The organism is Alkalibacillus aidingensis (assembly GCF_014595945.1).
GTDB classification, from domain to species: domain Bacteria; phylum Bacillota; class Bacilli; order Bacillales; family Alkalibacillaceae; genus Alkalibacillus; species Alkalibacillus aidingensis.
Map to the genome: position 1 here is coordinate 889050 of NZ_JABXWU010000001.1, position 25782 is coordinate 914831.

The 25782-nt window shown below is 36.7% G+C and carries 24 protein-coding genes and 1 other annotated feature (1 of these 25 cut by a window edge); of the genes, 6 read left to right on the top strand and 18 right to left on the bottom strand.

Annotated elements, in window-relative coordinates; genetic code table 11:
• Positions 1 to 60 (bottom strand) — a binding site (T-box leader) (it extends 157 nt beyond the left edge of the window).
• A gap of 88 nt (positions 61 to 148) precedes the next feature.
• From ytxC to HWQ49_RS04700, 11 genes are all read right to left on the bottom strand, one after another.
• Positions 149 to 961: a sporulation protein YtxC gene (gene ytxC / locus HWQ49_RS04650; protein ID WP_188206382.1), complete on the bottom strand. Its 813-nt coding sequence runs from the start codon at positions 959 to 961 to the stop codon at positions 149 to 151.
• 85 nt (positions 962 to 1046) lie between these two features.
• Entirely contained in the window at positions 1047 to 1979 is a 933-nt protein-coding gene (dnaI, locus tag HWQ49_RS04655; RefSeq protein WP_188206383.1) for a primosomal protein DnaI, read from the bottom strand.
• Positions 1980 to 1986: 7 nt separating this feature from the next.
• Entirely contained in the window at positions 1987 to 3387 is a 1401-nt protein-coding gene (locus tag HWQ49_RS14820; RefSeq protein ID WP_188206384.1) for a replication initiation and membrane attachment family protein, read from the bottom strand.
• A gap of 26 nt (positions 3388 to 3413) precedes the next feature.
• Positions 3414 to 3887 carry a transcriptional regulator NrdR gene (nrdR, locus tag HWQ49_RS04665; RefSeq protein ID WP_188206385.1) on the bottom strand — a complete coding sequence of 158 codons (474 nt, stop codon included), beginning with the start codon at positions 3885 to 3887 and terminating at the stop codon, positions 3414 to 3416.
• A 169-nt stretch (positions 3888 to 4056) separates the two neighbouring features.
• On the bottom strand, positions 4057 to 5064 hold the full coding sequence (locus HWQ49_RS04670) for a glyceraldehyde-3-phosphate dehydrogenase (protein WP_188206386.1): 1008 nt from the start codon (positions 5062 to 5064) through the stop codon (positions 4057 to 4059).
• Between the two features lie 132 nt (positions 5065 to 5196).
• Entirely contained in the window at positions 5197 to 5808 is a 612-nt protein-coding gene (coaE, locus tag HWQ49_RS04675; RefSeq protein ID WP_188206387.1) for a dephospho-CoA kinase, read from the bottom strand.
• 9 nt (positions 5809 to 5817) lie between these two features.
• A complete protein-coding gene (gene ytaF, locus HWQ49_RS04680; RefSeq protein ID WP_188206388.1) occupies positions 5818 to 6450 on the bottom strand; it encodes a sporulation membrane protein YtaF in 633 nt (210 codons plus the stop codon).
• A 61-nt stretch (positions 6451 to 6511) separates the two neighbouring features.
• Positions 6512 to 7345, bottom strand: a complete 834-nt coding sequence (mutM, locus tag HWQ49_RS04685; RefSeq protein WP_188206389.1) for a DNA-formamidopyrimidine glycosylase — start codon at positions 7343 to 7345, stop codon at positions 6512 to 6514.
• 18 nt (positions 7346 to 7363) lie between these two features.
• Positions 7364 to 9991, bottom strand: a complete 2628-nt coding sequence (gene polA, locus HWQ49_RS04690) for a DNA polymerase I (RefSeq protein WP_188206390.1) — start codon at positions 9989 to 9991, stop codon at positions 7364 to 7366.
• A gap of 55 nt (positions 9992 to 10046) precedes the next feature.
• Complete coding sequence (gene pnpS, locus HWQ49_RS04695) at positions 10047 to 11759, bottom strand: two-component system histidine kinase PnpS (protein WP_188206391.1); 1713 nt, start codon at positions 11757 to 11759, stop codon at positions 10047 to 10049.
• A 1-nt stretch (position 11760) separates the two neighbouring features.
• Positions 11761 to 12444 carry a response regulator transcription factor gene (locus HWQ49_RS04700; protein ID WP_188206392.1) on the bottom strand — a complete coding sequence of 228 codons (684 nt, stop codon included), beginning with the start codon at positions 12442 to 12444 and terminating at the stop codon, positions 11761 to 11763.
• A gap of 370 nt (positions 12445 to 12814) precedes the next feature.
• Here HWQ49_RS04700 and HWQ49_RS04705 point away from each other — a divergent pair, with 370 nt between their 5' ends.
• Together HWQ49_RS04705 and HWQ49_RS04710 are read left to right on the top strand one after the other, a co-directional pair.
• Positions 12815 to 14263 (top strand): SulP family inorganic anion transporter, encoded by a 1449-nt coding sequence (locus HWQ49_RS04705; RefSeq protein ID WP_317450905.1) that lies wholly within the window; start codon positions 12815 to 12817, stop codon positions 14261 to 14263.
• A 16-nt stretch (positions 14264 to 14279) separates the two neighbouring features.
• On the top strand, positions 14280 to 14693 hold the full coding sequence (locus HWQ49_RS04710) for a universal stress protein (protein WP_188206393.1): 414 nt from the start codon (positions 14280 to 14282) through the stop codon (positions 14691 to 14693).
• Positions 14694 to 14742: 49 nt separating this feature from the next.
• Here HWQ49_RS04710 and HWQ49_RS14870 read toward each other — a convergent pair whose 3' ends face one another.
• Positions 14743 to 14895, bottom strand: a complete 153-nt coding sequence (locus HWQ49_RS14870) for a spore photoproduct lyase family protein (RefSeq protein ID WP_394810758.1) — start codon at positions 14893 to 14895, stop codon at positions 14743 to 14745.
• Positions 14896 to 15011: 116 nt separating this feature from the next.
• Here HWQ49_RS14870 and HWQ49_RS04715 point away from each other — a divergent pair, with 116 nt between their 5' ends.
• From HWQ49_RS04715 to HWQ49_RS04725, 3 genes are read left to right on the top strand one after another with little or no spacing between them, the layout of a single operon-like run.
• Positions 15012 to 16613, top strand: coding sequence for a spore germination protein (locus HWQ49_RS04715; protein ID WP_188206394.1), 1602 nt, complete (start codon positions 15012 to 15014; stop codon positions 16611 to 16613).
• Positions 16606 to 17715 carry a GerAB/ArcD/ProY family transporter gene (locus HWQ49_RS04720; protein ID WP_188206395.1) on the top strand — a complete coding sequence of 370 codons (1110 nt, stop codon included), beginning with the start codon at positions 16606 to 16608 and terminating at the stop codon, positions 17713 to 17715. Before HWQ49_RS04715 ends, HWQ49_RS04720 begins: the two co-directional genes overlap by 8 nt.
• Entirely contained in the window at positions 17712 to 18929 is a 1218-nt protein-coding gene (locus HWQ49_RS04725) for a Ger(x)C family spore germination protein (RefSeq protein ID WP_188206396.1), read from the top strand. Before HWQ49_RS04720 ends, HWQ49_RS04725 begins: the two co-directional genes overlap by 4 nt.
• Positions 18930 to 18979: 50 nt before the next feature.
• Here HWQ49_RS04725 and HWQ49_RS04730 read toward each other — a convergent pair whose 3' ends face one another.
• The 5 genes from HWQ49_RS04730 to HWQ49_RS04750 form a co-directional block, all read right to left on the bottom strand.
• On the bottom strand, positions 18980 to 19237 hold the full coding sequence (locus HWQ49_RS04730; protein WP_188206397.1) for a transcriptional regulator SplA domain-containing protein: 258 nt from the start codon (positions 19235 to 19237) through the stop codon (positions 18980 to 18982).
• A gap of 267 nt (positions 19238 to 19504) precedes the next feature.
• Entirely contained in the window at positions 19505 to 20452 is a 948-nt protein-coding gene (gene mdh / locus HWQ49_RS04735; protein WP_188206398.1) for a malate dehydrogenase, read from the bottom strand.
• A gap of 29 nt (positions 20453 to 20481) precedes the next feature.
• Complete coding sequence (gene icd, locus HWQ49_RS04740; RefSeq protein WP_188206399.1) at positions 20482 to 21753, bottom strand: NADP-dependent isocitrate dehydrogenase; 1272 nt, start codon at positions 21751 to 21753, stop codon at positions 20482 to 20484.
• Between the two features lie 307 nt (positions 21754 to 22060).
• On the bottom strand, positions 22061 to 23176 hold the full coding sequence (gene citZ / locus HWQ49_RS04745) for a citrate synthase (protein WP_188206400.1): 1116 nt from the start codon (positions 23174 to 23176) through the stop codon (positions 22061 to 22063).
• A 253-nt stretch (positions 23177 to 23429) separates the two neighbouring features.
• A complete protein-coding gene (locus HWQ49_RS04750) occupies positions 23430 to 23903 on the bottom strand; it encodes a DUF441 domain-containing protein (protein ID WP_188206401.1) in 474 nt (157 codons plus the stop codon).
• A 52-nt stretch (positions 23904 to 23955) separates the two neighbouring features.
• On the opposite strand from HWQ49_RS04750, the gene ytvI reads away from it, so the two are divergent.
• A complete protein-coding gene (gene ytvI, locus HWQ49_RS04755) occupies positions 23956 to 25050 on the top strand; it encodes a sporulation integral membrane protein YtvI (RefSeq protein WP_188206402.1) in 1095 nt (364 codons plus the stop codon).
• Positions 25051 to 25358: 308 nt separating this feature from the next.
• Here ytvI and HWQ49_RS04760 read toward each other — a convergent pair whose 3' ends face one another.
• Entirely contained in the window at positions 25359 to 25751 is a 393-nt protein-coding gene (locus tag HWQ49_RS04760; RefSeq protein WP_188206403.1) for an FxsA family protein, read from the bottom strand.
• Positions 25752 to 25782: the final 31 nt, after the last annotated feature.

Sequence of the window (25782 nt, forward strand, 5' to 3'; positions counted from 1 at the left end):
CTAGGCTTTCTTCTCTGTAAAGCTGTTTCACTTTGCTCGTGTCCTCATCAAAGCATTAACCGTATAAAATTAATTATGTAGTATTATAACGGTATCCACAGAGAAAATCAAGCACGGGTATATCATGATGCGCTTTGTCAGTTAATTATTAATCGTTAGCTCTTTTTAATTTTGACTGAAATGGAAATTGTTCAATTGGATATAAACGTATACGCTCTTGAAAAATATTCATTAAGCTATAAATTTCATGAACCTTACCGTTAGAAGCGTACACGTCAACCTTCTCAGGTGCAATAGCTAACAATTTACTAATAACTTTTGACTGGTCCATTTGCTCTTGAAATGGTATTGAGGCAGATGAAATAATGTGGTCTTGGATGATCTGCCCGTTCTGACGAAATAAAATTGGATGATTCCTGTAGTAAACGATCACGTGGCTGAAGAATGGCTCTTGATCTTCAATATACGTCCTTAGCTGGTGCATTCGATCTTGGAAAAGCATTTCTTCTTTCCATTCTTCAATTCCATATCCAACAATCTCAAACCAATCATCTTCAAGAAGAAATAATTGTTGATAAATCTCATTCATATTAATTTCCGTCAAATCTTCTAGGTGATAGATAAACTGAACTAGCCTTTCATATAAAGAGTGCTTGAATTCACTATGCAGGATCTTAGGAGTGGTACTAAGTGAGATGACATAAGGAATAATTTGTTCAACTTCTCGTTGATCAAAATAGTAGGCTTCTTGAAGAATTTTTTGAGCAATTCTTGGAACATAAACATCTAAAATAAATGGATAAATAAAGTCAATTAAGCTTGTCCGATTAAATTGATAATTCGGTAACGTGATGGTGCGACTATCTATGTTGGCGATACCTCCATGCTCAGTGGTAATTAGATACAAATTAAACTGGTTTGCCTCATGATCGTTTCTAAATAAAAAACTCGTTTCTTTCACAACACATCCCTCTTTCATACACCAAGGTAGTACAGTTTATGAAAGAGAAAGCTAAAACATGAGACAACCAGCGTATAAAGTTTCACTAATTACGATGGTTTTTACCTGTTACTTCAACAGGTTCACTAACTTGCCTTATTCTTTCCATAATTCGCGCGGCCTTTAACTGATCAATTTCACCTTTACCTGACTTAGCAAGCATCGATTCTAATTCGGTCAAGTTATAATTTGATGTAAAGAATACCGGTAACCGTTCCATCATTCGGTATTGTAAAATGGCACCTAACACCTCATCCCGGAACCAGGGTGATAAGAACTCAGCTCCAATATCATCAAAAACGAGTACAGAGGCACGCTTAAATTTATCAATTTTTTCATTAATCGTTGAATCACTTATGGAAGCTTTCATTTCCCGAACGAACTCGGGCATATAAATTAACATCGTATCCACTTGTTTACTCGATAGCTCATTAGCTAAAGCAGCTAAGAAATAGGTTTTGCCCACCCCAAAGCTTCCATGAAGGTATAACCCTTTTCTAGGTAAGCTTTGGTTACATTCTTCATAAAATACTCTAACCTTTCTTAACGCCTCATCCCTACCTTCTTCACTCACTTTTATTTGCGAAAATGAAGCCTCTTCAATTTCTTTAGGCATGTGTAAGCTTTGAACAAAAGAGCGCTGTTTTTGGTTTTGAATTTGTTTCTCTTTACGTGGACATTCATGATAGATCAACTTAATTCTACCATTTTGTACACGGGCTTCAGGTACATATCCTGGAATAACGTTTATACAACTACCTAGAGAAGAGCACTTCTCACAACGCTTCGATTGATAGTCATATTCATAGAGTTTAATTAACTGCTGATCAATTTTCTCTTGCGTCAACTCCGGATTGTTTACTAACAGCTCTTGGACTTGTTTTGATGATAATATTTTTTCACGCATGTCTTCCATAGAGGCCTGAAAACTCTCTTTACCTTTAAGCCAGTGCTTTATAGCGTTTTGTATCGGTTCCATTTATCAATCATCCTTCATGTTTCGATTGTGAAAAGCTTTTAAAGAAAGCTTCTAAATCCTTACCTTCATCAGGTTGCTTTTCGTTAGCTGGTGTGGCTTGCTTAGCCTGTTCTTGTTGCTTTTGCTCTTTAAACCATTTAGGTAAAACTTCATTCGATTTCGCAGCAGACCGTTTTTCATTTTTTTGTTTCTTCTTCTCTTGCCACTTCTGATACATGTGATGTTCACGTTTGGCTATGTCCATCGCTTCTTTAGCTGTCGTGATTTTCTCACGGCTCCAATGTGCTGCAATCGTATCTAAATAATTTCTCGATAATTTATTGCCATTTTTCTTCAACACATAATGAACTAATACGTTCGTCACTGGTTGCGTCAACCCATGCTCTTCCATCAGATTCGTAATCATTTCAATTTCTTTCATAGAAGCGATACCTGAGCTTGAATGGTCCTCTAGTAGTTCCCTGTGGGTAATCGAATTAAAATGGTGTATTAACTGATCCTCTTTAGATACAGCTTCTTCTTTCGATGGTGTACTCTCGGAGGCCTGTCCTGTTTCTGGCTCAGGATTGGTTACTTCAGTCATTTCACTTTTAGCATATAATCTAGGGGGAACCGTTCCATGCTTCTTATGATAAATATCCTTACACATATCTAAAAATTCTTGTCGATCAAATATAGCATCTTCTGTAACTGCCCACAACAAAGCCTTTTCTAACTCTAAGTAATCCACATCAAAAATTTTGATCATTTTCTCCATATAATTAAGGTTAGATGGGGTTAAGATTTTTTTAGGTTCGACTTGTTGTTGGGTCAACATTTTGTACAGCCACTCAATCGGAAGATCCGTTTCAATGACCACGGAATCTTCTTCCTTACTCTGTTTAGGAGAAGTTTTCGGCTTAGGGGTTGCAACAGTAGTAAATACCTCATCAAAAGTTTTAGTGACTTCCGTTACATTTGCAGGGAAACTTAGCTTGGGCGCCAACCTTTTTTGTAATTGATGATATACCTCTCTTCCAACATGGTGCTCCAAAAGCACTGATAAAGTTGGATGTTCAAAAAACTGTCTAGCTGATACAGGACGCTTCAAAAGATAATAGAATGTTGTATACGTTGCTTCTTCTTTATAACTTTTAAGTAAGCCAATTCCTTCTAACTTTTTACGAGCCTCATAAAACTCATCTAAAGATATATTCAACAAACTCATCATTTGATGATGGGAGATAGATGATTGTGTTGATCTATTATCCGATTCTTTCCATAAGGCTTGGAATACGGCAATACTCTTCATTCCTATAAGTGGTTGGTATAGTAAAGTTAAAACAGATTCTACGTCCTGAAAGAACGAATTTTGTTGGATGATTTTCATTCGATCATTGGGTAACAGGTGTTTCATTCTCTCTTGCACAATCACCCCTCCCTTCAAATTATATACTACGATTGTTCATTATTTTTGGTTTTGTTGATCATATCTTGTAACTCATTCATAAAAACATTGATGTCCTTAAATTGTCGATAAACCGAGGCAAAGCGAACATAGGCTACTTCATCAACCTCTGCTAGGCGATCCATAATTAATTCACCAATCTCTTGACTCATAATCTCAGAGTGACCTTGATTACGTAATTCTCTTTCGACTTGAAATGCAATTTGCTCTATTTGTTCTAATGAAACGGGACGCTTTTCACAAGATTTAATGAGTCCACGCTTTAACTTTTCACGGTTAAATTCCTCACGTGTACCTTCTTTCTTTACGACGATCAGTGGAATCTCCTCTAAACGTTCAAATGTGGTAAAACGATATTGGCAAACATCACATTCACGACGTCTTCTAATTGATTTTCCTTCGTCAATCGGTCGCGAATCTAATACTTTAGTATTTTTATCATCACAATTCGGGCATTTCATATTCTCGCCACCTTAAATTAGGTATAGAATGTTGTCAACATTTAGTCCATTATAACAAAGAATATTAAGGATATACTAACTCATGTTTTTATTATAAATGAAAAAAGCCTTGTAATAAACAAGGCTTTTGGGATTAGAAGATATATACAATTCATCAGTTTTGTAGTGGTTACAATTGATTACCTACATACTTCACTAGATCAACCACTCGACAAGAGTAACCCCACTCATTATCATACCAAGCTAACACTTTAACTTTACGATCATCCATCACTATCGTTGATAATCCATCGACAATTGAAGAATATGGAGATGTTGTATAATCAATTGAGACTAACGGGTCATTATTAATGGATAAAATTCCATTTAATGAGCCATTCATCGCATCATAAAACACTTGATTTACTTCATCTTCTGTTACGTCTTTTTGTAAATCGACAACTAGATCAACTAACGAAACATTAGGTGTTGGTACACGCAGTGCCATACCATGTAATTTACCGGTCAGGTTTGGTAGGACTTCGTTAATTGCTTTAGCTGCACCTGTTGAAGTTGGAATGATTGATTGGGTACAACCACGTGCACGTCGCAAATCTTTATGAGGATTATCTAGATTCTTTTGGTCATTTGTAAAAGCATGAACAGTGGTCATCAAGCCATTTTCAATACCAAATTGTTCATGTAAGACTTTTGCTACTGGTGCAAGACAGTTTGTCGTACAAGACGCATTAGAAATAACATGATGTTCATCTACATTGTATGTCTCTTCATTAACACCCATCACAATCGTGTGGTCTGCAGGCTTCCCTGGTGCAGTTAAAACCACTTTCTTGGCACCTGCGGTTATATGGGGTTTTGCTTCTTCATTAGAGTTGAACTTACCTGTTGCTTCAACAACAATATCAATATTTAATTCATCCCAAGGAAGCTCAGCTGGATTACGGTTAGATACTTTTTTAATCAGTTGTCGATCAACGAATATCTCATCATCTTTTACTTCAACTTCACCGTCATAAATTCCATGAACGGAATCATATTTAATTAAATGAGCTAACGTTTCAGCTGGATAGCTAGCATTAATTGCTACGACTTCTAGTTGATTATCTTTCATTGCTCGACGAAAAACCATTCTTCCAATTCTACCAAATCCATTTATTGCAATACGTGTTACACTCATTTAGATTCCCCCTACCCATTAATGTTATACTCTTTATTTAAAATCTCAAAAATAGTATAACACATTTAACGGATATAGGTTAGTTTTTTTATGACAATTTAAGATAAAAAATTATTTGTTATAAGAGGAGGGTTATGCTAAATTTCGTTTGACTCCCCAGTTATATAGTAGTACCTTAAGTTGCTGACGACTTTCCTTGATCGTGCCACCATTATCAATAATCGCATCTGCCCGTTCTTTCTTTTTAATAATCGGAATTTGTGCGTTAATTCTTTTCTTAGCCTCTTCTTCTGTACTCTCGTCGCGTTCCATTAATCGCTGTAATTGTATTTCTGGATCAACATAAACGACTAGAACCTTCTCCACATAATGAAATAAATCACTTTCAAAAAGTAAGGGAATATCTAGGACGACAACCTCTTCGTCTTTCTCAATGTATCGATCCCTTTGCTGTAGCATCTTTTTTCTAATTTCTGGATGAATGATCGCATTTAATTGTTTTCGTTCGCTTTCATCCTGAAAAACGACCTGACCCAACCTTTCGCGATTGATGGTGTCGTCCTTATTTAAGATCTCCTTACCAAAATGGTCGACAATTCGTTTATACGCCTTCTCTCCTACTTCGACCACTTCTCTTGAGATATAATCAGCATCGATGACAGGAATCTCCCATTCCCTAAACATTTTGGCTATCGTTGATTTTCCTGTTGCTATACTCCCTGTTAATCCAATAACTAGTGTCAATTTAATCGCCTACCTTATAAAATTCCAAATTCCTAAACTTATAAGTATTAACCCTGGAATAAATGATAATGGGTGGATCCAAGCAAATCGGTGCATCCATTTACCTAATCCACTACCACAAAGTAAGAAGAACATAGAAGATAACCCAACAACAGAGGCTACGACTAATGATGGAAGTTCAATAAAGGCTGCGCCTATGCCGCTTGCAAATGAATCTAATGATAAAGCAATTGCAACTGCGACAGATTCCATACCGGTAATAGATCCAGAGCGATCACGGTCAGCAATCTGTGGTTGTTTTAATATTTCCCAAATCGTCTTAAAATTAAATGTAACATTCTCGATTGGGTAGTAATAACGTACTTTTTCTTTTTGGTCCTCTATCCATTGCCATATGACCCATAAACCAATAGCTATAAAAATCAAGCCACCTAATATATGAGAAATGAAAGGCATGATAAATTTAACGAACTCGCCAGCCCAACCTCCAAGTAAAAAGCTGACAGACGTAAACACACCAATCATGAGTACCGTTGTTTTCTTAACCGTGATTGAACGGATGCGATAGGTTAATCCGAAAAAGAAACTGTCGAAACTTACGGCAAAACTTAACAATAACGTCAGGAAGATTAAATCAAGCACAGCAAAAGCTCCTTCCATAAGCGATTCAAGATATCTTATGAAAAGAGCTTAATTCCTGTGTTTATGACCCAATCGGTTGACAATTTGGGCAAAAATGGGTTCCTCTCCCCCCTACTTTAATCTTGACGATAGGTGTTTGACATTCTTTACAAGGCTGATTCGTTTGATCATATACAGCTAGCTTTAGTTGGAACATCCCAATTTCCCCCAATGAATTAAGGTAAGAACGAATCGATGTTCCTCCTTGCTCTACGGCCTCAGTCACTACTTGTACAATGGATTGTTGTAGTTTTTCACATTCCTTTAATGATAACGTTTTTGCCACGCGCTCTGGGTGAATACGACTCTTAAATAACGCTTCATCGACATAGATATTCCCTAAACCTGTAACGATCGATTGGTCAAGTAAGGTCGGTTTGATCAATCGTGTTGTTTTTTGAAGATGGTCATGTAGGTATTCAGGTGTAAAGGCATCGCTAAAGGGCTCTAAACCAAGCTTATTTAAGGGAGCTGTACTAAATTCTTCACCAATCGTTTTGACATGCATTGTTCCAAATTTACGTACATCACGATAACGAAGTTCTTGGCCATCATCTAACCGGAAAATGACATGTGTATGATGATCATATGGTTCATCCTTTTCAAAGACACCATATTTTCCTTCCATTCTTAAGTGTGAAATCAACACATCGTCATCCAAGTAAAACAATAAGAATTTACCTAAGCGACCAATTGATCCGAATCGCTGCTTAACTAAACGATGAGCAAATGCTTCAGCATCATCAGGCTCTTTGATAATTCCCGGGTAAAGGATGTTAACTTGTTGAATAGCTTTACCTTTAATAATAGGTTCTAAAGTTCGTCTAACTGTTTCTACTTCTGGTAACTCTGGCATCGTTTTTCTCTTCCCCTCTTACTTTGCATCATACCAAGTGCTTCCATACGATGCATCCACAATTAGTGGGACAGATAATTGGATCGTCTGCTCCATCGCACGAAGTACTAATTGTTCCAACTCTTTGACGTCTTCTTCTTTCACTTCAAAGATTAATTCATCATGGACTTGGAGCAGCATATTTGCTTCAAGATTACTGGCTTTTAAATCACGGATGACATCAAGCATGGCTTTTTTAATAATATCTGCTGCACTCCCTTGAATAGGGGAGTTCATAGCAGTTCTCTCAGCAAAACTACGCTTATTAAAGTTACGACTATTAATGTCTGGTAAATAACGACGTCTGTTCATCATCGTTTCAACATAACCATCACGTTTTGCTTGCTGGACAATCTCATCCATATAAGCTTTTACACCAGGATAACTTTCAAAATACTTATTAATAAACTGTCCCGCTTCTTTTCTAGTAATCCCTAAACTCTGACTTAACCCATAATCACTAATACCATAAACAATTCCAAAGTTTACAGCTTTGGCCTGTCTTCGCATAAGGTCATTAACGTCATCCTCTTTAACACCGAAAACGTCCATAGCTGTTTGTGTGTGAATGTCCTTATTTTCATTAAAGGCTTCAATTAATTTCTCATCCTTAGCAATATGAGCCAGTACACGAAGCTCGATTTGAGAATAATCTGCAGCTAGCATAACCCAGCCTGGATTAGAAGGAACAAAAGCTTGTCTTATTCTTCGTCCTTCCTCAAGGCGAATTGGAATGTTCTGAAGGTTAGGTTCAATCGAGCTAAGTCTTCCAGTCTGTGTTAAAACTTGATTAAAGCGTGTATGAATCTTATGAGTATCTTTGTGGACCACTTTCAATAAACCTTCAAGATAAGTAGATTGTAGCTTACCTAACTGACGATATAATAAAATTTGTTCGACGATCTCATGTTCATGCTGCAATTTTTCTAATACATCAGCTGATGTTGAATAGCCTGTTTTCGTCTTTTTTATAACAGGTAGCTGTAAATCTTCAAACAACACTTTACCTAATTGCTTAGGTGAATTGATATTGAATGATCCACCAGCTAACTCATAAATTTTTTGTTCTATAGCTTCCAATCGTCCCTGTAGTTCCTCACGCATATCATTTAACCGATCAACATCGATTTTCACACCTTTAAATTCCATATCAGCTAAAACTTCGGATAATGGCATTTCAAGCTGATAGTAAAGATCTTCTTGTTCATTATTCTTTAGCTCATCGGTTAAACGATCATAGAGTTTCTGTGCAGCAATTCCCTTTCTTACAACATGTTCTTGATAAGTGTCTTCAGGAGGAATTTGTTGCTTTGCACCCTTTCCATAAACCTCTTCGTCATAAGAGACATCAGTGATTCCGTACCCATTAGCAATAGCAGGAAGGTCATGATCACTATTAGAGGGGTTAACGATATAAGAAGCCAGTTGTAAATCAAAGGTGATTCCTTTCACATTCAATCCACGCCATTTTAAAGCCACGCTCAAACCTTTTTGGTCGAAAACTATTTTCGAACTCGACTCGTCGGTCAGCCATGACTTAAATGAATCTGATTCAGTGGCTACTTCAGTCGGTATAAAATACTTTCCTTGTTTATTAATAAGAGAAAATCCAATAATATCACCAAGGTGATAATTATCCGATAACATTTCCATTATTAATATATTGTCTTCACCATGAAGCATGTCCTTATTAATTTGACCAACTACTTCATAATCTATCTCTTCAAGCTCTACTTCAGTTTCTTCACCTTCAACCTGATTCATTAAAGACTGAAAACCATAAGCTTTAAATGCTGAAACAACATCATGAGCTTGATAACCATCATAAGCTAAGTCTTCAAGAGTCAGCTCAACAGGTGACTCTTGATTGATTGTTACTAATTCCTTACTCATAAGGGCATCATCTTTATGAGCGATTAAATTTTCCTTTAGCTTCTTGCCACTTACATCATCAATATTTTCATAAATATTCTCAAGTGTACCAAATTGTTTCAACAATTTGATAGCCGTTTTTTCACCAACTCCAGGAACTCCGGGAATATTATCTGATTTATCTCCCATTAAGGCTTTTAGATCAATAATTTGATCTTGAGATATTTCCATACGGTCCTTTAATGACGAAGGTGTATACTCTTCAATCTCTGAAATTCCTTTTCGGGTTAAAGAAACAGTCGTATGTTCTGAGGCTAATTGTAACAAGTCTTTATCTCCAGAATAGATGGTTGTTTTGAGATTTGATTCGTTAGCTTGTTTGGCGATCGTACCAATAATATCATCCGCTTCATATTGATCTAATTCATAATATTTAACCCCAAATGCATCTAACAACTCTCTCATAATAGGAAATTGCTCTGATAACTCTGGAGGTGTTTTTTGCCTACCTCCTTTATATTCTTTATACGTTTCATGCCTAAATGTTGTCTTACCAGCATCAAAAGCAACGAGCACATGAGAAGGATCATTTTCTTTTAACACTTTTAATAACATCTTAGTAAACCCAAACACGGCATTAGTATACACCCCTTGATCATTACTTAATAAAGGTAATGCAAAGAATGATCGATACAAGATACTATTACCATCAATTAATATTAAATCATCTGACAAGCGAAACACCTCTTTTTACTTTCCTATGATTACTGTTTCTATTATAACAAAAAAATTAGTCATCTATTTGTGGTAGGTAAACAGTGATCTTAGTACCCTTTCCTTCAGCACTATCAATCTCAATGTTTCCATCATGAGCCTCAACAATATGCTTAACAATCGATAAGCCTAGTCCAGTACCACCAGAATTGCGACTTCTTCCTTTATCAACACGGTAGAAGCGTTCAAATATTCTAGGTTGGTCTTCTTTAGGGATTCCAATACCTGTATCGCTGACTTTTAGGGCGACATATTGATTTTCTTGTTCAATTTCCCAGGAAATTTCGCCTTGCTCGTTTGTATATTGAATAGCGTTGGATAGTAAGTTCAGAACTAATTGATACAACCGATAATAGTCAGCATAAATAGTTAAATCATCATCAACTTTAACGGATAAGTTAAGTTGTTTTTCTTCGATTGACTCATGCATGATTGCCATAACATCGTTCATTAACTTAGCAGCAGAGAACCTTGATTTTTTAAGGACAAAATCTTCCTTTTCTATGACGGATAAGTCTAATAAATCTTGAACTAGTATATTTAGCCGCTTGCTTTCTTTCTTAATAATTTTAAGAAACTGTTCGCGCTTGTCGTCCTCTAATTCATTATCTTCTAAAATCGTCTCTGCAAATCCTTGTATAGAAGTTATTGGTGTTCTTAATTCGTGAGAAACATTAGCAATAAAATCCTTGCGTACTCTTTCTAAACGTTTGATTTCGGTAATCTCATGAGAAACAATAACGACACCTTTCCAATTCTGATCATGGTCATTAATCGGGGCGAGATAAGCTTCCACATATCGATCACCTTCTAATTGAATGGTTACTTGTTTTTTCTTCTCTTTAAATATAGCTTCCTGAATCACATCATTTAATTCTTGATGGTCAATCACCTCATAATAGATTTGACCAATAAAGAGGTTTGCTTTTAATGAAAATTGTTGAAGAAAAGCATCGTTAACTAAACGAGTATATCCTCGTTCATTAATTAGTAAAACACCACTTTCCATATTATTAACAACTGTCTTTAGTCGAACATTCTGATTCTCATACTTTGAAGTGATGTATTCTAAATAACGACCCAACCGATTAATCGATTGACTTAATTGTGAAGCTATTCCATATGGGGCATCATGAATCCTTGCTTTATAATTACCTTCTACTAATGCTTTTGTCGTGTCGGCAGCTTTTCGGACTGGTTTAACATAACTATCGTATAACCGAGAGCCAAAACTCCAAAGTAAAACAACCACAAAAATGGAGAAGAAAAAGACGCTCCACCATACTGTTGAACTAAGAGAATCTAGTGGTAATGGCTCTGATATGACTGTTAAATAAGCCCCATCATCTAAAGCAAACGAGGTCACTAAGCGTTGATTAAATAGCACCACTTCATCCAAATATGGTGATTCAGATCGTAACTCTTGGGGAATGTTCATGCCATCTGTAAATGTATGTATTAGTTGTTGATCCTCTAAATGTTGATAAAATAAATCGACATTAAAATGATCATGAAAGTAGGTTAATTCGCTTTGTATTTGGTTGACACCTTCACCTTCACTGGCAATTCGTTCAGAAATATACCCTCCTTCAGATAACAGTTGATCTTCATGAGAATTAACAAGGTAATGCCTACCTATTTGGTTAAAAATGACACCAATCACTATTAGAAACACAACACTTAACACAATATAAACGTAAATGGTTCTTTTTTCCGCAATGTTTTTCATACTATCCCTCAATTTTATACCCAACACCTCTTACTGTTTTGATGAGTGTCGGTTTTTTTGGGTCATCTTCTAACTTTTCACGAAGATGACTAATATGCACATCTACAATACGAGTATCTCCAACATATTCAAAGTCCCAAATATCTTTTAAAATCGTATCGCGTTTAATCGGTTTGTTGATCTGTTTTGCCATATAGACCAATAGTTCAAATTCTTTTCTAGTAAATTCAATAGATTTTCCGTTTTTAAAGACTTCGTAATATTGAGTATTAATTTCGATGCCTCTAAATTTAATGAGATCAGATTCATTATCTGAACGGGGAATCCTTCTCAAAACCGCATCAACTCTTGCAATTAATTCCTTTGGGCTAAATGGTTTGGTAACATAATCATCTGCCCCAACGTTAAGCCCTTTAATCTTATCTTCTTCTTCACCTTTAGCTGTTAACATGATAATCGGTATATTATTTCCCTGATTACGGATCATTTCACAAATCTCTAATCCACTTTTATTAGGTAGCATCAAATCTAAAACAGCTAAGTCAAAATGTTGATTATTTAACTGGTCTAATGCTTCTTCACCGTCATGCACAACTTGAGTACGATAGCCTGTTTGCTGCAAATGATAATCAATTAATGTTGTAATGGATTCCTCGTCATCGACAATTAATACCTTTGTAGCCATGTCTTCTCTCTCCTAATTACATATAGTTTGTCATTATTATCCAGGTTCTTCTCAATTCTTTTTACTAATTGTACATAATTATCTGTCAAATAAGCAATAGGCAGGACTCAGACTTTACATGAAATTAACAAACAACCCTTACCCCATCGATGTTTACAGGTAATTTTATAATTATGCCATTTTAGCCTAAATCATTCTAAGGTGTTCTGTTATATTTTATGGTTGTTTATTTCCAAGGATATCTGTCTAGTCATCATCCAGTGGTAATTGATCTTTGGCCGTCTAATTTATAGAATTTTATTTTCTGGTCATATTAGTCGTCCCTTTAGTCAAACTAATTACTGAAACTATATAAAAAGGGGATCTTACTGTGAATACAGTTAAACATCATTGGTTTGGAAATATAAAAGGGGACGTACTTGCAGGACTTGTAGTAGCGCTCGCACTTATTCCTGAAGCGATTGCTTTTTCGATTATTGCTGGCGTGGACCCAATGGTAGGACTATACTCTTCATTTCTCATACCAGTCGTCATTGCATTTGTAGGTGGAAGACCTGGTATGATTTCAGCAGCAACTGGAGCAATGGCTCTATTAATGGTGGATCTAGTTGCAGAATATGGGCTCCAGTATTTACTGGCGGCTACGATTTTAACTGGTATTTTGCAAATAGTATTTGGCTATTTAAAATTGGCCCGTTTCATGAAATTTATTCCACGCTCAGTCATGGTTGGATTTGTAAACTCATTAGCCATACTCATTTTCATGTCACAAATTCCTTATATTTTTGAACAGGATTGGGTCGTATTGGCCCTTGCCGCAGCTACACTGGTTATTATTTATCTCTTTCCTTACATTTCTAGAGCAATTCCTTCAACACTCGTAGCCATTGTCATAATAACCACTTTTACGATGTTTTCTGGAACAAATGTTTATACGGTTGGTGATATGGGAACATTGACACAAACATTACCTGTTTTTCTATTTCCCGAGATCCCTCTAAATCTTGAAACACTATCTATTATTTTTCCAACAGCCTTAGCTTTAACAGTGGTCGGGATTCTTGAATCTTTACTAACTGCTTCCATTGTTGATGATATGACAGATACAGATAGTAATAAAAATAGGGAAAGTAAAGGGCAGGGTGTAGCTAATATAACAGCTGGTTTTTTTGGTGGAATGGCTGGTTGTGCAATGATTGGACAATCTGTAATTAATGTTAAATCTGGTGGTAAAGGTCGGTTGTCCTCACTCGTAGCAGGAATCGTCTTAATCTTGTTAATTATACTGACTGGGAATATTGTTGTTCAGATTCCAATGGCTGCTTTGGCTGCCGTTATGGTTATGGTGTCCATTAGTACCTTTGATTGGAGTTCAATTAGAAACTTACGTGTTGTACCTCGAACAGATTCTATAGTTATGATTGTAACAGTGGTGGTAGTCGTTTATACGCATGACCTTTCAATTGGGGTATTCGCTGGGATTTTATTAAGTGCTATTTTCTTTGTCTCCAAGATCTCAAAAGTGGATGTAGACAGCCACTTCAATAAACAGGACCAAGTTAGAACTTACGTGATAACAGGTCAACTATTCTTTGCTTCAGTAACAGAAATGATTGACAAATTTGATTATCAAGAAGGTCTTAGTTCTATTAAGTTAGATTTCACTCACGCACATATATGGGATGATTCAGCAGTTGCAGCTATGGAAAAGATCGTTAACAAATTTAATGATAATGGGACTGAAGTTGAAATTACCGGAATGAATGAAGCCAGCACCTTATTAGTAAATAAAATGAAAGATAAATTAAGCAGTCATTAAAAGGAGGGATCATTAGATGTTCAACAAGATATTATTAGCTTCTGATGGTTCAGAATTTGCGGTACGTGCAACAGAAGAAGCCATAGAGATTGCTAAATGCAATCCAAAAACTGTTATCCATGTCGTCTACGTATCAGAGGACTCAAAATCGGACGTTCTGCAAAACTGGAACACTCTTGGTGTGCAGGAACAAAGAAAGCAACTAGTTCGTCCAAGTGTCGAAAAAATTGAGAACGCTGATATTAAATATGAAATTGAGTTTTTACACGGAGAACCAGGTCCTTCAATTGTTAAACACGCTAATGAGAATAACTTCGATCTTGTTGTTGTTGGAAGTAGGGGGCGCAATCGGTTTCAAGAGTTAGTGTTAGGTAGTGTCAGTCACAAAGTAGCTAAAAGAGCTAATTGTGCGGTCATGATCATAAAATAATTCCATTAAAAATACGGCAACAACCTGTTATTAGATTGTTGCCGTATTATTAAACAAAATACTCAAATTTAGCTTCGGGAAAATAATGTTCTAAATGGTTATGCATAAACTCCTTTATCTCTTCTTGTTCCTCATCTTGATACACATACTTTCCATTTCCACTTTCGTTTATGATGTGCTTTTTTATTCGTTTTATGTTGATAAACCGTTAATTTTAGTGAGGGTTCTTATCATTTTTATAAGATAACAACAGGTACATATAAGTGAATAACAGTTAGCTCTCTGGACATTCTATAAAGATAAAAAGGGGGGAATCTGATGTTTTTTAGACGTTCTAAAAAGAATAAGATACATACTGCTCCTCCAAGTAAAACTCTAGAAGACAAAAAGAAGAAAGAGACACAAAAGAACATTGATCCGACTGTTCAGGAAATCAATCAAGTCTTGAAGAATGATCTAGATTTTGTTCAACGTGATCTTAAATTTATAGGTAAGCATCAAGCAGTCATTATGTACTTAAGTACACTAGTTAACAAAGATACGATTAACAAAGATATTATTAAGCCTCTTATGAACTTTGAGCCTAATAAAGAAGATGTAATCAAGGATTCACCTAATATATTACTTAATCAAGTAATTTATAATGCTGAAGGTCAAACTGTTACTCAAATCGACCAAATTATTGATGGAATTCTTAGAGGCAAAGCTGTCTTATTAATTGATGGAATGAAAGAAGCTTTGCTATTTGCCGTTGAAGAGGTTGATAAACGGAGTGTAGACCAACCAGACGGGGAACAAGTTATTCGTGGTCCTCGAGACGGTTTTATCGAACATCTCCAAACCAATATATCTCTATTAAGATCTCGTCTTCCTACTCCGGACTTGCGTTTGGAAAATATGGAAATCGGTGAAATGACCAAATCAAAAGTTGTCGTCGGGTATATAGATGGAACGACAAATCAGGAGTTAGTTGATGAAGTAAAAAGAAGACTTCAACAGATTGATACTGACAAAATATTAGATACCGGTTATATCGAACAATATATTCAAGACAATCCTCGGTCCCCGTTTCCTCAGATCGTGTTTACTGAACGACCTGATCGCGCAGTAGGAAATCTTGTCGAGGGGCGGGTTGTCATCATGATGGACGGATCTCCTCTTGCACTTGTATGTCCTGCAACTCTTAATCAATTTTATCATACACCAGAAGATTACAACGAACGGGCACTTATGTCTAGCTTTGTTAGAATTATCCGTTTCCTTGCCCTCAATTTTTCTCTCTATTTTCCGTCTTTATATGTCGCAATCTTGGCCTTTCACCCCGAGCTAATTCCAGCACAATTTGCTGTAGCTGTTACTAGCGGAAGGTCAGGTGTGCCATTTCCTGTATTCTTAGAAGTCCTGCTTATGGAGATAGCAATGGAAGTATTACGAGAAGCAACTGTAAGAATGCCACAACAAGTTGGGGGCGCGATCTCCATTGTTGGTGTGCTTGTCATTGGACAAGCTGCTGTTGAGGCAGGATTTGTGTCACCAATTACCGTTGTAATTATCGCGTTATCAACCATCGGCTCATTTGCTACCCCAGCTTATAACGCTGCAGTAGCCTTTCGGTTACTTAGATTCCCATTAATTATTCTAGCTGGTTCACTAGGGCTTTTGGGGCTAGCTGTTGGTGCCATGTTCATTATTAACCATATGCTCTCTTTAAGAAGTTTTGGTGTACCCTATTTAAGCCCTGTCGCACCGACAGATTGGCAAGGTTTCAAAGATTCTATTTTTCGTTCGCCACTGAAATGGTTAAAGAAGCGACCAGAAGAGTTACACACACACAATACCAAAAGGCTTTCTGAAAAAAATAATATTAAGAAAAAGAATGTTTTAGGTCCCAAGGAAAATCGGGGGAATGAGGATGGATAACAAACGAGATATTACTGTACTTCAATTTACAATGATTCTAATCAGTACGTCAGTAAGTATAGCGATTCTTGGAATGCCCCGTATGGTTATTGATTATGCCAAAACAGCTTCACCTACGGCCAGCCTATTTGGGGCATTATTAATATTATTTGGCATTTTACTGATCACTTATTTAGGGAAGATTTTTCCCAAGCAGACGATTGTTGGTTATAGTGAATTACTGTTAGGACGATTTGGAAAATTCCTGGTATTTCTCTTAGCTATTTATGCTATTATCATCACTGGACTTGAGTCCAGACACTTTGGTGAAATTATCAAAAGTGCTTTATTAACTGATACACCAATCCATGTTTCAATCCTTTTATTAGGGCTTCTATTTGTAACAGCGAGTTTTCATGCACCAACTACTTTTGCTTATATTCATTATTTCTATATACCGTTAACAGTAGCACCTATTATGTTTATTCTATTAATGTCACTAACTGATGTGGATTGGGTTAATATTATGCCGATTTTAGGTAATGAGGCTTCATATTATAATATTGCTCAAGGTGGACTTGTTGTAACTCAAGTCATGCAAAATTTTATCATTATCTCAGTTATTATCCCATTTATGAGAAAACCATTAGATGCGATGAAGGCTGGAGTTTGGGGCTGGTTAATTTCAGCGCTTGTTTTAATCATGACTGTTTCATTCGTCTTGGCTGTATTTGGAGTGAATGAGGTACGTGATATGACGTGGCCGACCCTTGTTTTAGGAAGGCTGATTAGATTTCCTGCTGAAATCTTCCAACGAATTGATGCATTTTTATTGATCGCGTGGATTGTCGCTGCCTTTACAACTGTTTTTGCTACTTACTATTTTGCTGTTCGTGTACTAAGAGAGCTGTTTAAATGGAAAAGTCAAGTAAAGGTATCCATTTTCATTTATCCAGTAGTTTTTTTGATTGCTCTTTGGCCTAATGACATTTTGCATCTTTACGATCTACTTGGAACTTATATTGCCAATAATGCCTTATTCTTAACACTAGGTGTACCAGTACTACTTTTCATTGTAGCCAAAGTTAAAGGCTACAAGGTAAAAGGAGGAACACCTTCATGAGATTATTGGTGTCAATTCTTGCTCTGTTATCCTTTTCCCTGGTTTTAACAGGATGTTGGGATAGATCTGAAATTGAGGAAAGGGCAATCATTTTGGGGATTGGTATTGATTATTTAACTAAAGAGGAAGAAGAATCATTTACCGAATCAGAAGTTACCCACCCTGAACAAGGTTTTCCAATTGATACCCAAAGAATAAAGCTGACTGTTCAGATTGCCGTACCAGGTAGAATTCCCCTTGGACCCAGTGGTGGTAGTGGTGGAACCTCAGAGGAGAAGGTATGGATTGTCGAGGTAATTGGTCACACAGTCGACGATGCGATTCAAAACCTTCAACAACAAATAGCTCAAGAACTGTATCTAGGCCACTTACAGTTAGTCATCATATCTGAGGAGGTTGCTAAATCGGGTTTAGCAGATATAAATGATTTTTTTAAAAGAAATCATGAGGCCAGAAGAACAGCATGGATGTTGGTTCATCATGGAAGGGCTGAAGAGGCCGTTCACGCGGCTCCTCCCTTAGAAGAGGTTCCATCCTTATATCTTGCAGAGACGATGAATAATACTGTTGAATTCGGAAAGTTTCCTAAAGAGTACATGGGTTTCTTCTGGATTTCATCTTCTCGTAGTGGTAAGGAAGGAATTTTACCTCATATAAAAGTGATGTCTGATGGTAATATTCAAATAAATGGGATGGCATATTTTATCGATAATAGGATGGTTGGGAAAACAACTCCTCTACAAATTGGCACTTATATGTCCATGGTGGCAGAAAATCCAGGTGGATACACAATTGCCACTGAATTACCAAATGATGATGGTGTATTTATGTATCGTAGCCAAACTCGAAAAAGTGATATTCAAGTTGAGATTAAAGATGGAAAACCATACGTACATTTCGATGTAACATCTAAAGGATTTATTGAAGAGGAGAACAAGGTTGAACAAGGAATCCAAGATGACCCTGAATACCTTAGGAGTTTAGAGGAGGAAATCGCTAAAGTGGCAGAAAAATCCGCGACAAATTTACTAGACCAACTACAAGAAGATGGTTCCGATATATTCGGGATTGGTGAATTCGTTAGAGGTAAACACTCCAAGTTCTGGGACGAACATATTCGAACTAAAGAAAACTGGCAGGAAATGTTCCCAGACATCGAAATTGAGGTTAATTACAACATTGAAATTGAACGAACCGGAATACGTTTATCCTAACCTAATTAATCGGGAATTGCATGAGAATGCACATTCCCGATTATTTATTATTAGCTATATAAATTCCCATCTTCTCCAAAATAATAATTAAAAGCTCTCATTGCCTCTATTTCTGTTGGAAAAAGTGCTATATTTTCATCTACGGAATGAAACTCATTGTTAAATATAACACCCATTTCCTCTGCCTGATTAGGATCCTCTTTTACAATACCTTCAAATACTCTCGCCTGGTCATGGTCATTGGGATTACGATATAATACGTAAACTTCGTCTCCAGTTTTAAAGTTGTGATTTTGTTCAAAATACATACGAACCACCCTTTACTCTCATGATCTACCCATAGTATGGTTGGTGAGAAAATCCTTAATCATTTAATAAGCGTTAGAATAGTATTGGTCAATACAAACTTTGATGACATCATTGGGTTCTATTTCAAATGTGGTGGTGTAAATATTTCCACCTTCCATTTAATACACTTTTTCAATATATAAGGTTAGGACAAAATCAATTCCTGTTATATGATCTTAACCAATACAAAACCACTCGCTTATAAGCGAGTGGTTTTAATATGGATTTTATTCGTTATCTGCTAGTACTTTCATCACACTTTTAACAGAGTCAGCAGATTTATCTAACTGTGCTTTCTCTTCTTCATTTAGGTCTAGTTCAATAATTTCCTCAAGGCCATTTCCACCTAAAATGGTAGGAACACCAAGGTACATATCACTATAACCATACTCACCCTCAAGGTAAGCAATTGAAGGAAGAATACGACGCTGATCTTTTAAGATTGCTTCGACCATTTCTGTAATGGAAGCAGCCGGTGCGTAATATGCTGAACCATTACCTAATAAGCCAACAATTTCTCCGCCACCTTTACGTGTCCGTTCAACAATAGCATCTAAACGCTCTTTAGAAATAAGCTTCTCAAGTGGAATTCCACCTGCAAATGAATAGCGTAGCATCGGTACCATATCATCACCATGGCCACCTAATACAAAGCCGTTTACATCTTTAACAGAGACGTTAAGCTCTTGTGCGACGAACGTACGGAAGCGAGCAGTGTCTAGAACACCTGATTGACCAATCACTCGGTTTTTAGGGAATCCAGACTCTTTAAATACTGAGTAAGTCATCGCATCTACAGGGTTTGTAAGGACAATGATATAACACTCTGGTGAATACTTAACGACTTCTTTCGTAACACTTTTCATGATCTTTGCATTAGTTGCTACTAAATCATCGCGACTCATACCAGGTTTTCTTGCAATGCCTGCCGTGATGACAACTACATCCGAACCAGCTGTATCTTCGTAATTAGAAGTACCAATAATGTTAGAGTCAAACCCTTGTACAGGGCTAGCCTCAAGCATATCTAGTGCCTTACCTTTAGTTGGATCTTCCATGTCCGGAATATCAACTAGTACGACATCAGCTAGTTCTTTTTGGGCAGTCATTAAAGCCGTTGTAGCACCAGTAAAACCCGCACCTATCACTGATACTTTTCTACGCTTAATAGTCATTGATCTCCTCCTCAAACCTTTTTAAAGGATTAATCCATATTCTTAATTAATTGATCAGCAAACTCAGAAGTTTTAACTTCAGTTGCACCGTCCATAAGACGTGCAAAGTCATAAGTAACCACTTTCTCACTAATAGTTTTATCCATAGCCTTATGAATTAACTCACTAGCTTCTCTCCAACCTAGGTGATCAAGCATTAATGTACCAGAGAGAATTACTGATGATGGGTTTACTTTATCCATGCCTGCATATTTAGGAGCAGTACCATGAGTTGCTTCAAAAATCGCATGACCTGTTTCGTAGTTGATGTTAGCACCAGGAGCGATACCAATTCCACCAACTTGAGCAGCTAATGCGTCTGAAATATAGTCACCATTTAGGTTCATGGTTGCAACAACATCAAACTCTTTAGGACGAGTTAAGATTTGTTGTAGGAAAATATCAGCAATGGCATCTTTAATGATGATTTTGCCTGCTTCCTCCGCTTCATTTTGAGCTTGGTCTGCTGCTTCACGACCTTTTTCCTCAACAATTTGATCGTATTCATTCCAAGTGAAGACTTTATCACCATATTCGCGCTCTGCAAGGTCGTAACCCCATGCTTTAAATGCACCTTCAGTGAATTTCATAATGTTACCTTTGTGTACAAGTGTAACACTCTTCTTACCTTCATTAAGTGCATATTCGATTGCAGAACGAACTAAACGCTCTGTACCTTCTTTAGAAACTGGCTTAATCCCAATTCCTGATGTTTCAGGAAAACGAATCTTATCAACACCCATTTCGTTACGGATGAAATCGATGACTTTACCAACTTCTTCAGTACCTTCTTGCCACTCAATACCTGCGTAGATATCTTCTGTATTTTCACGGAAGATCTGCATATCAACATCCTCAGGACGTTTAACCGGAGATGGTACTCCTTCAAAGTGACGTACTGGACGTAAACATGTGAATAGGTCTAACTCCTGACGTAGGGCAACGTTTAATGAACGAATTCCTCCACCGATTGGAGTTGTTAGAGGACCTTTAATAGCAATTTTATAATCACGGATAGTTTCTAATGTTTCATCCGGTAACCACTCACCAGTTTGGTCGAACGCTTTTTGACCAGCTAGAACCTCTTTCCATACGATGCCTTTTTCACCGTTATATGCTTTTTCAACTGCTGCTTCAAGCACACGAGAAGCTGCTGCCCAAATATCTGGCCCCGTTCCATCACCTTCAATAAATGGGATGATCGCTTGATTAGGTACATTCATCTTTCCGTTTTCTACTGTGATTTTTTCTCCTTGTGACAATGTCATAACCTCCTATAAGTTCCATACAAATTTCTATAATTTTAACGCTCTGTTAAAGTTCGTTGTTGTTATGGTGCTTCGCTTTCGGTGGACGCTTTCCGCGGGCACGGCTTCAGCTAACTTGGGAAGAAAAAGCACTTCCCAAGTGGATCTTCAGCTCGTGCTGTTCCCGCAGGAGTCACCACCTTCGCTCTCACCATACAACAACTAAGTGCTATTCTTTAAATCAACAATACTAAACTTTAACAGAGCCAATTTTCAAAGGGTTGAACATCACAAAAGCCGGTAACCCCGGCTTTTGGTATTCTTATCTTTCATCAACAGGTACATATTGTTGTTTACCAGGTCCAACGTAGTCAGCGCGTGGACGGATGAGACGGTTATCAGCGTATTGTTCTAGAATATGTGCTAGCCAACCGGATACACGACTTACTGCAAAGATCGGCGTAAATAAGTCATGGTCAATACCTAGGCTGTGGTAAACAGAAGCTGAGTAGAAGTCTACATTCGCTGGTAATCCTTTTTCTTCTTTAATAAACTCTTCAATTTTAACAGACATATTGTACCACTTAGTTTCACCAGTGATTTCTGTTAATTGTTTAGACATCTCTCTTAGGTGTTTCGCACGTGGATCACCTTGACGATAAACACGGTGCCCCATACCCATGATTTTTTCTTTCTTAGCGAACTTGTCTTTGATGTAATCAATGGCATTATCTTCTTCACCAATTTCAGAAAGCATCTTCATCACGCGTTCATTCGCTCCACCGTGAAGTGGCCCTTTAAGTGCACCAATTGCTGCTGTAACACCTGAATAAACATCAGACAATGTAGCCACACAAACACGTGACGTGAATGTTGAAGCATTTAACTCATGGTCAGCATGTAAAACAAGTGCTTTATTGAAAGCTTCTTCTTCAATAGCTTCAGGATCTTTACCATTTAACATGTATAAGAAATTACCTGCAAAACTTAAATCTTTCTTCGGAGAAACTGGTTCCTCACCTTTACGGATACGAGCAAAAGCTGTTACAATCGTAGAAATTTTAGCCTGTAGACGAAGCGCTTTACGACGGTTTGCCTCTTCATTCATTTCATCAGCTTCATCATCATATAAACCTAACATTGATACAGCTGTTCTTAACGCAGCCATTGGATGTACTGTCTTTAAGTCATATGATTTTAAGTGGTCGATAATTCCTTGAGGCACTTCCATATTTTCAGCTAATTCATTTTTAAACTGATCTAATTCAGCTTTTGTAGGAAGCTTAAGGTTCCAAAGTAGATAAACCACTTCTTCAAAACTAGAGTTTTCTGCTAAATCATCAATGTCATAACCAACATAAGTTAATTTGTCATCGATAATTGAACTAATGGATGATTCTGTTGCAACAATACCTTCAAGCCCTTTAGTGTTTGACATACAATCTCTCCTTTTTAGAATAATGATTTCAGTTAGTGTATGTACACTTCTATCTACATAGTTTCTACTATATATCCCAATCCCCATTATAAACAAAATTTAAATGAAAGTGAAACTATTTATTCCCATAAAATTCATAAATATATCATTCCTTGCATATTCGTTATTATACATTCCTTAATTATGAATAAATACATAAACGTCACGATGAATCATCACTCCAATAAGACAGAACATTGGATTAGGAGCACTCTTATGAGAAGAAACGCATTAAGGTATCTACTGTTTGCATCGCTAAATAAGCAATTCCTGCACCAATTAATGGACCGACAGCTACTCCCTGAAGGAAGACGACACCTAAAATTGTGCCAAGAACTAGGGCCGTTGTTAAATGAGGTTCATTAGCCAGTAAATCTAAACCATCCTTAGCAACATAGGCTACAAAAGCACCTGATGCTACAGCAATCCATGCATAATACGATTTCATGCTATCGAATAATTCTGCGAAACCTATCTCACCCGTAGCAATCGGAACTAACACAGCTATGGTAATAATAATCACGCCAATAAATATCCCTTTAGCCTCAACAAAAGGTAACAAACGATCTTCTAAATTAAACAACTTAATTCCTAATAGTATGTAAACAGCAATCAAAATAGCCTGATTTTTAGCTATAAAACCTAGCCCTAATAAAATTAATAAAAATAATGTAGATGTTGATAACACGTTGACCCTACTTTCTATCGTTTTTAAATGGACAAGCTTAGGAGCATTTAATATGGAAATTAATTATGTTAATTTGTTAAAATTAATCAGTGCCTTAATAGGCTTGATCTTACTTTTATATTTTGGACTTTCATTCTTTCTACCTATTTTAATTAGTTTTTTGTTAGCGATTTCGATTAATCCGATTGTAAACTCAACTCAAAAATTATTAATAAGAAACAGAGCATTATCAGTCTTATTTGTATTATGTTTATTATTTATAAGTTTTATTTCAGTTATTTCGTTAGCAGTTGTTGAATTCATTCAACTGCTTCAATACCTTACCTCAACGACACCAGCTATTTTAGAGGACTTATTTGAACAGGTTGAAATTTATACAACACAAACAGTTGAACAAGTCTATCAAACCTTAGAAAACTTCGCTAGTAACGTTCACCCTGAATCTCAGCAGATGATGAAATCGTTATTGACTGATATGACACAATCGATGAAAGACGCGAGTAAGAATTGGCTAGTTGGCTTTTTGCAATCCTCTATGAGCCAGTTAAGTAGTCTTATTCAAAATAGTTATGTCATCATTTTTATCTTAATTGCTACTTATTTCATTAGTAAAGACGGGCCCACCTGGATGAATTATATTAAAACATGCATTCCTCAATCTAACTTACTTTTCATACAAAAGCTAAAGTCGGAAAGTAATTATTTAATAAAAAAATATTTGTTTGCTCAAGCTTTATTAATTTTAATCACGGGATGTATCGTTTATGTTGGCCTAGTTATTTTTAATATCGAGCACGCTCTAGCAATTGCCTTAGTGGCTATGTTCCTAGATATCATTCCTTTAATTGGAGTTAGTGGAATATTCATACCATGGATTCTCTATCTATTTATTGATAACCAATTTACTTTAACAATTCAATTAAGTATCCTTTTGATCATTATCATTATTATGAGAAATATTTTAGAGCCAAAATTAATCGGGTCTTCTTTAGGTATTCACCCTTTTGTGGTGCTAGTTCTACTTTTTGTGTTGATCAAAACTTTTGGTATATTAGGGATCGTATTAAGTCCAATCCTTACGATCCTAATCGTTTCTTTACTAAGATCAGATTTCTTATTAGCCATTAAAAGATATGTCACTAAATGATAAGTAACATAAAAAGAGGCTGGGACAAAAGTGATTTGGCTAAAGAAATCCGAACGACTGGTTCAACCCCGCTTCGGAAATATACTCCGCTTTCCGCGGGCGGCTCGTGAGCCTCCTCGCGCTATCGCGCTGTGGGGTCTCACCTTGGCCTTTCCTCCCGCGACGCACAGGACGTGCTAGTGTCGGTAATGCCACAGGACGTGGCGTTTTCACCGACCAGGAGTTTACGTATATTTCCTGCGCTAATCCAGTTCATTGTTCGTCTTTAGCAACTCTTCACTTCGTTATGTCCCAGCCTCTTTTGACCTTTATCGGCGAATAACAGTAACTGATCCTCTTTTTATTAAGGAGTAAATCATTCGCTGTCCCCATCGTTTGATTGGGTTCCTAGTAGAAGGAATTAACAACAGAAACCCAAATAAGTCGGTTAAAAAACCTGGTGTGAATAGGACAATTGCCCCGATTAAAATGGCAATTCCATCAAAGATTTCTTCTCGTGGGGCTCGTCCATTAGCCAGCTCAAATTGGGCTCTCCTTAGCGTTTCTAACCCCTGATACTTTGCAAGCAAAGCACCTAAGATTCCAGTTAGAATAATCCCAACTAGTACAAACCAAACGTTAAATAGATTGCCTAGCCAAATAAATAACACAATTTCTATTGCTGAAACGATCACAATCAGCAAAAATATAATACGAAACATCGGAATTGCTCCTTTCGAGCAGTACAAGATG

What these genes read in the sequence shown, in the direction of transcription:
- HWQ49_RS04670 (WP_188206386.1), bottom strand. Translation starts at nt 5,064, where the DNA reads ATGAGTGTAACACGTATTGCAATAAATGGATTTGGTAGAATTGGAAGA.
- pnpS (WP_188206391.1), bottom strand. Translation starts at nt 11,759, where the DNA reads ATGAAAAACATTGCGGAAAAAAGAACCATTTACGTTTATATTGTGTTA.
- nrdR (WP_188206385.1), bottom strand. Translation starts at nt 3,887, where the DNA reads ATGAAATGCCCGAATTGTGATGATAAAAATACTAAAGTATTAGATTCG.
- HWQ49_RS04730 (WP_188206397.1), bottom strand. Translation starts at nt 19,237, where the DNA reads ATGTATTTTGAACAAAATCACAACTTTAAAACTGGAGACGAAGTTTAC.
- HWQ49_RS04720 (WP_188206395.1), top strand. Translation starts at nt 16,606, where the DNA reads ATGGATAACAAACGAGATATTACTGTACTTCAATTTACAATGATTCTA.
- dnaI (WP_188206383.1), bottom strand. Translation starts at nt 1,979, where the DNA reads ATGGAACCGATACAAAACGCTATAAAGCACTGGCTTAAAGGTAAAGAG.
- HWQ49_RS04700 (WP_188206392.1), bottom strand. Translation starts at nt 12,444, where the DNA reads ATGGCTACAAAGGTATTAATTGTCGATGACGAGGAATCCATTACAACA.
- mdh (WP_188206398.1), bottom strand. Translation starts at nt 20,452, where the DNA reads ATGACTATTAAGCGTAGAAAAGTATCAGTGATAGGTGCGGGTTTTACT.
- HWQ49_RS04715 (WP_188206394.1), top strand. Translation starts at nt 15,012, where the DNA reads ATGTTTTTTAGACGTTCTAAAAAGAATAAGATACATACTGCTCCTCCA.
- HWQ49_RS04725 (WP_188206396.1), top strand. Translation starts at nt 17,712, where the DNA reads ATGAGATTATTGGTGTCAATTCTTGCTCTGTTATCCTTTTCCCTGGTT.
- HWQ49_RS04710 (WP_188206393.1), top strand. Translation starts at nt 14,280, where the DNA reads ATGTTCAACAAGATATTATTAGCTTCTGATGGTTCAGAATTTGCGGTA.
- HWQ49_RS04760 (WP_188206403.1), bottom strand. Translation starts at nt 25,751, where the DNA reads ATGTTTCGTATTATATTTTTGCTGATTGTGATCGTTTCAGCAATAGAA.
- ytvI (WP_188206402.1), top strand. Translation starts at nt 23,956, where the DNA reads ATGGAAATTAATTATGTTAATTTGTTAAAATTAATCAGTGCCTTAATA.
- citZ (WP_188206400.1), bottom strand. Translation starts at nt 23,176, where the DNA reads ATGTCAAACACTAAAGGGCTTGAAGGTATTGTTGCAACAGAATCATCC.
- mutM (WP_188206389.1), bottom strand. Translation starts at nt 7,345, where the DNA reads ATGCCAGAGTTACCAGAAGTAGAAACAGTTAGACGAACTTTAGAACCT.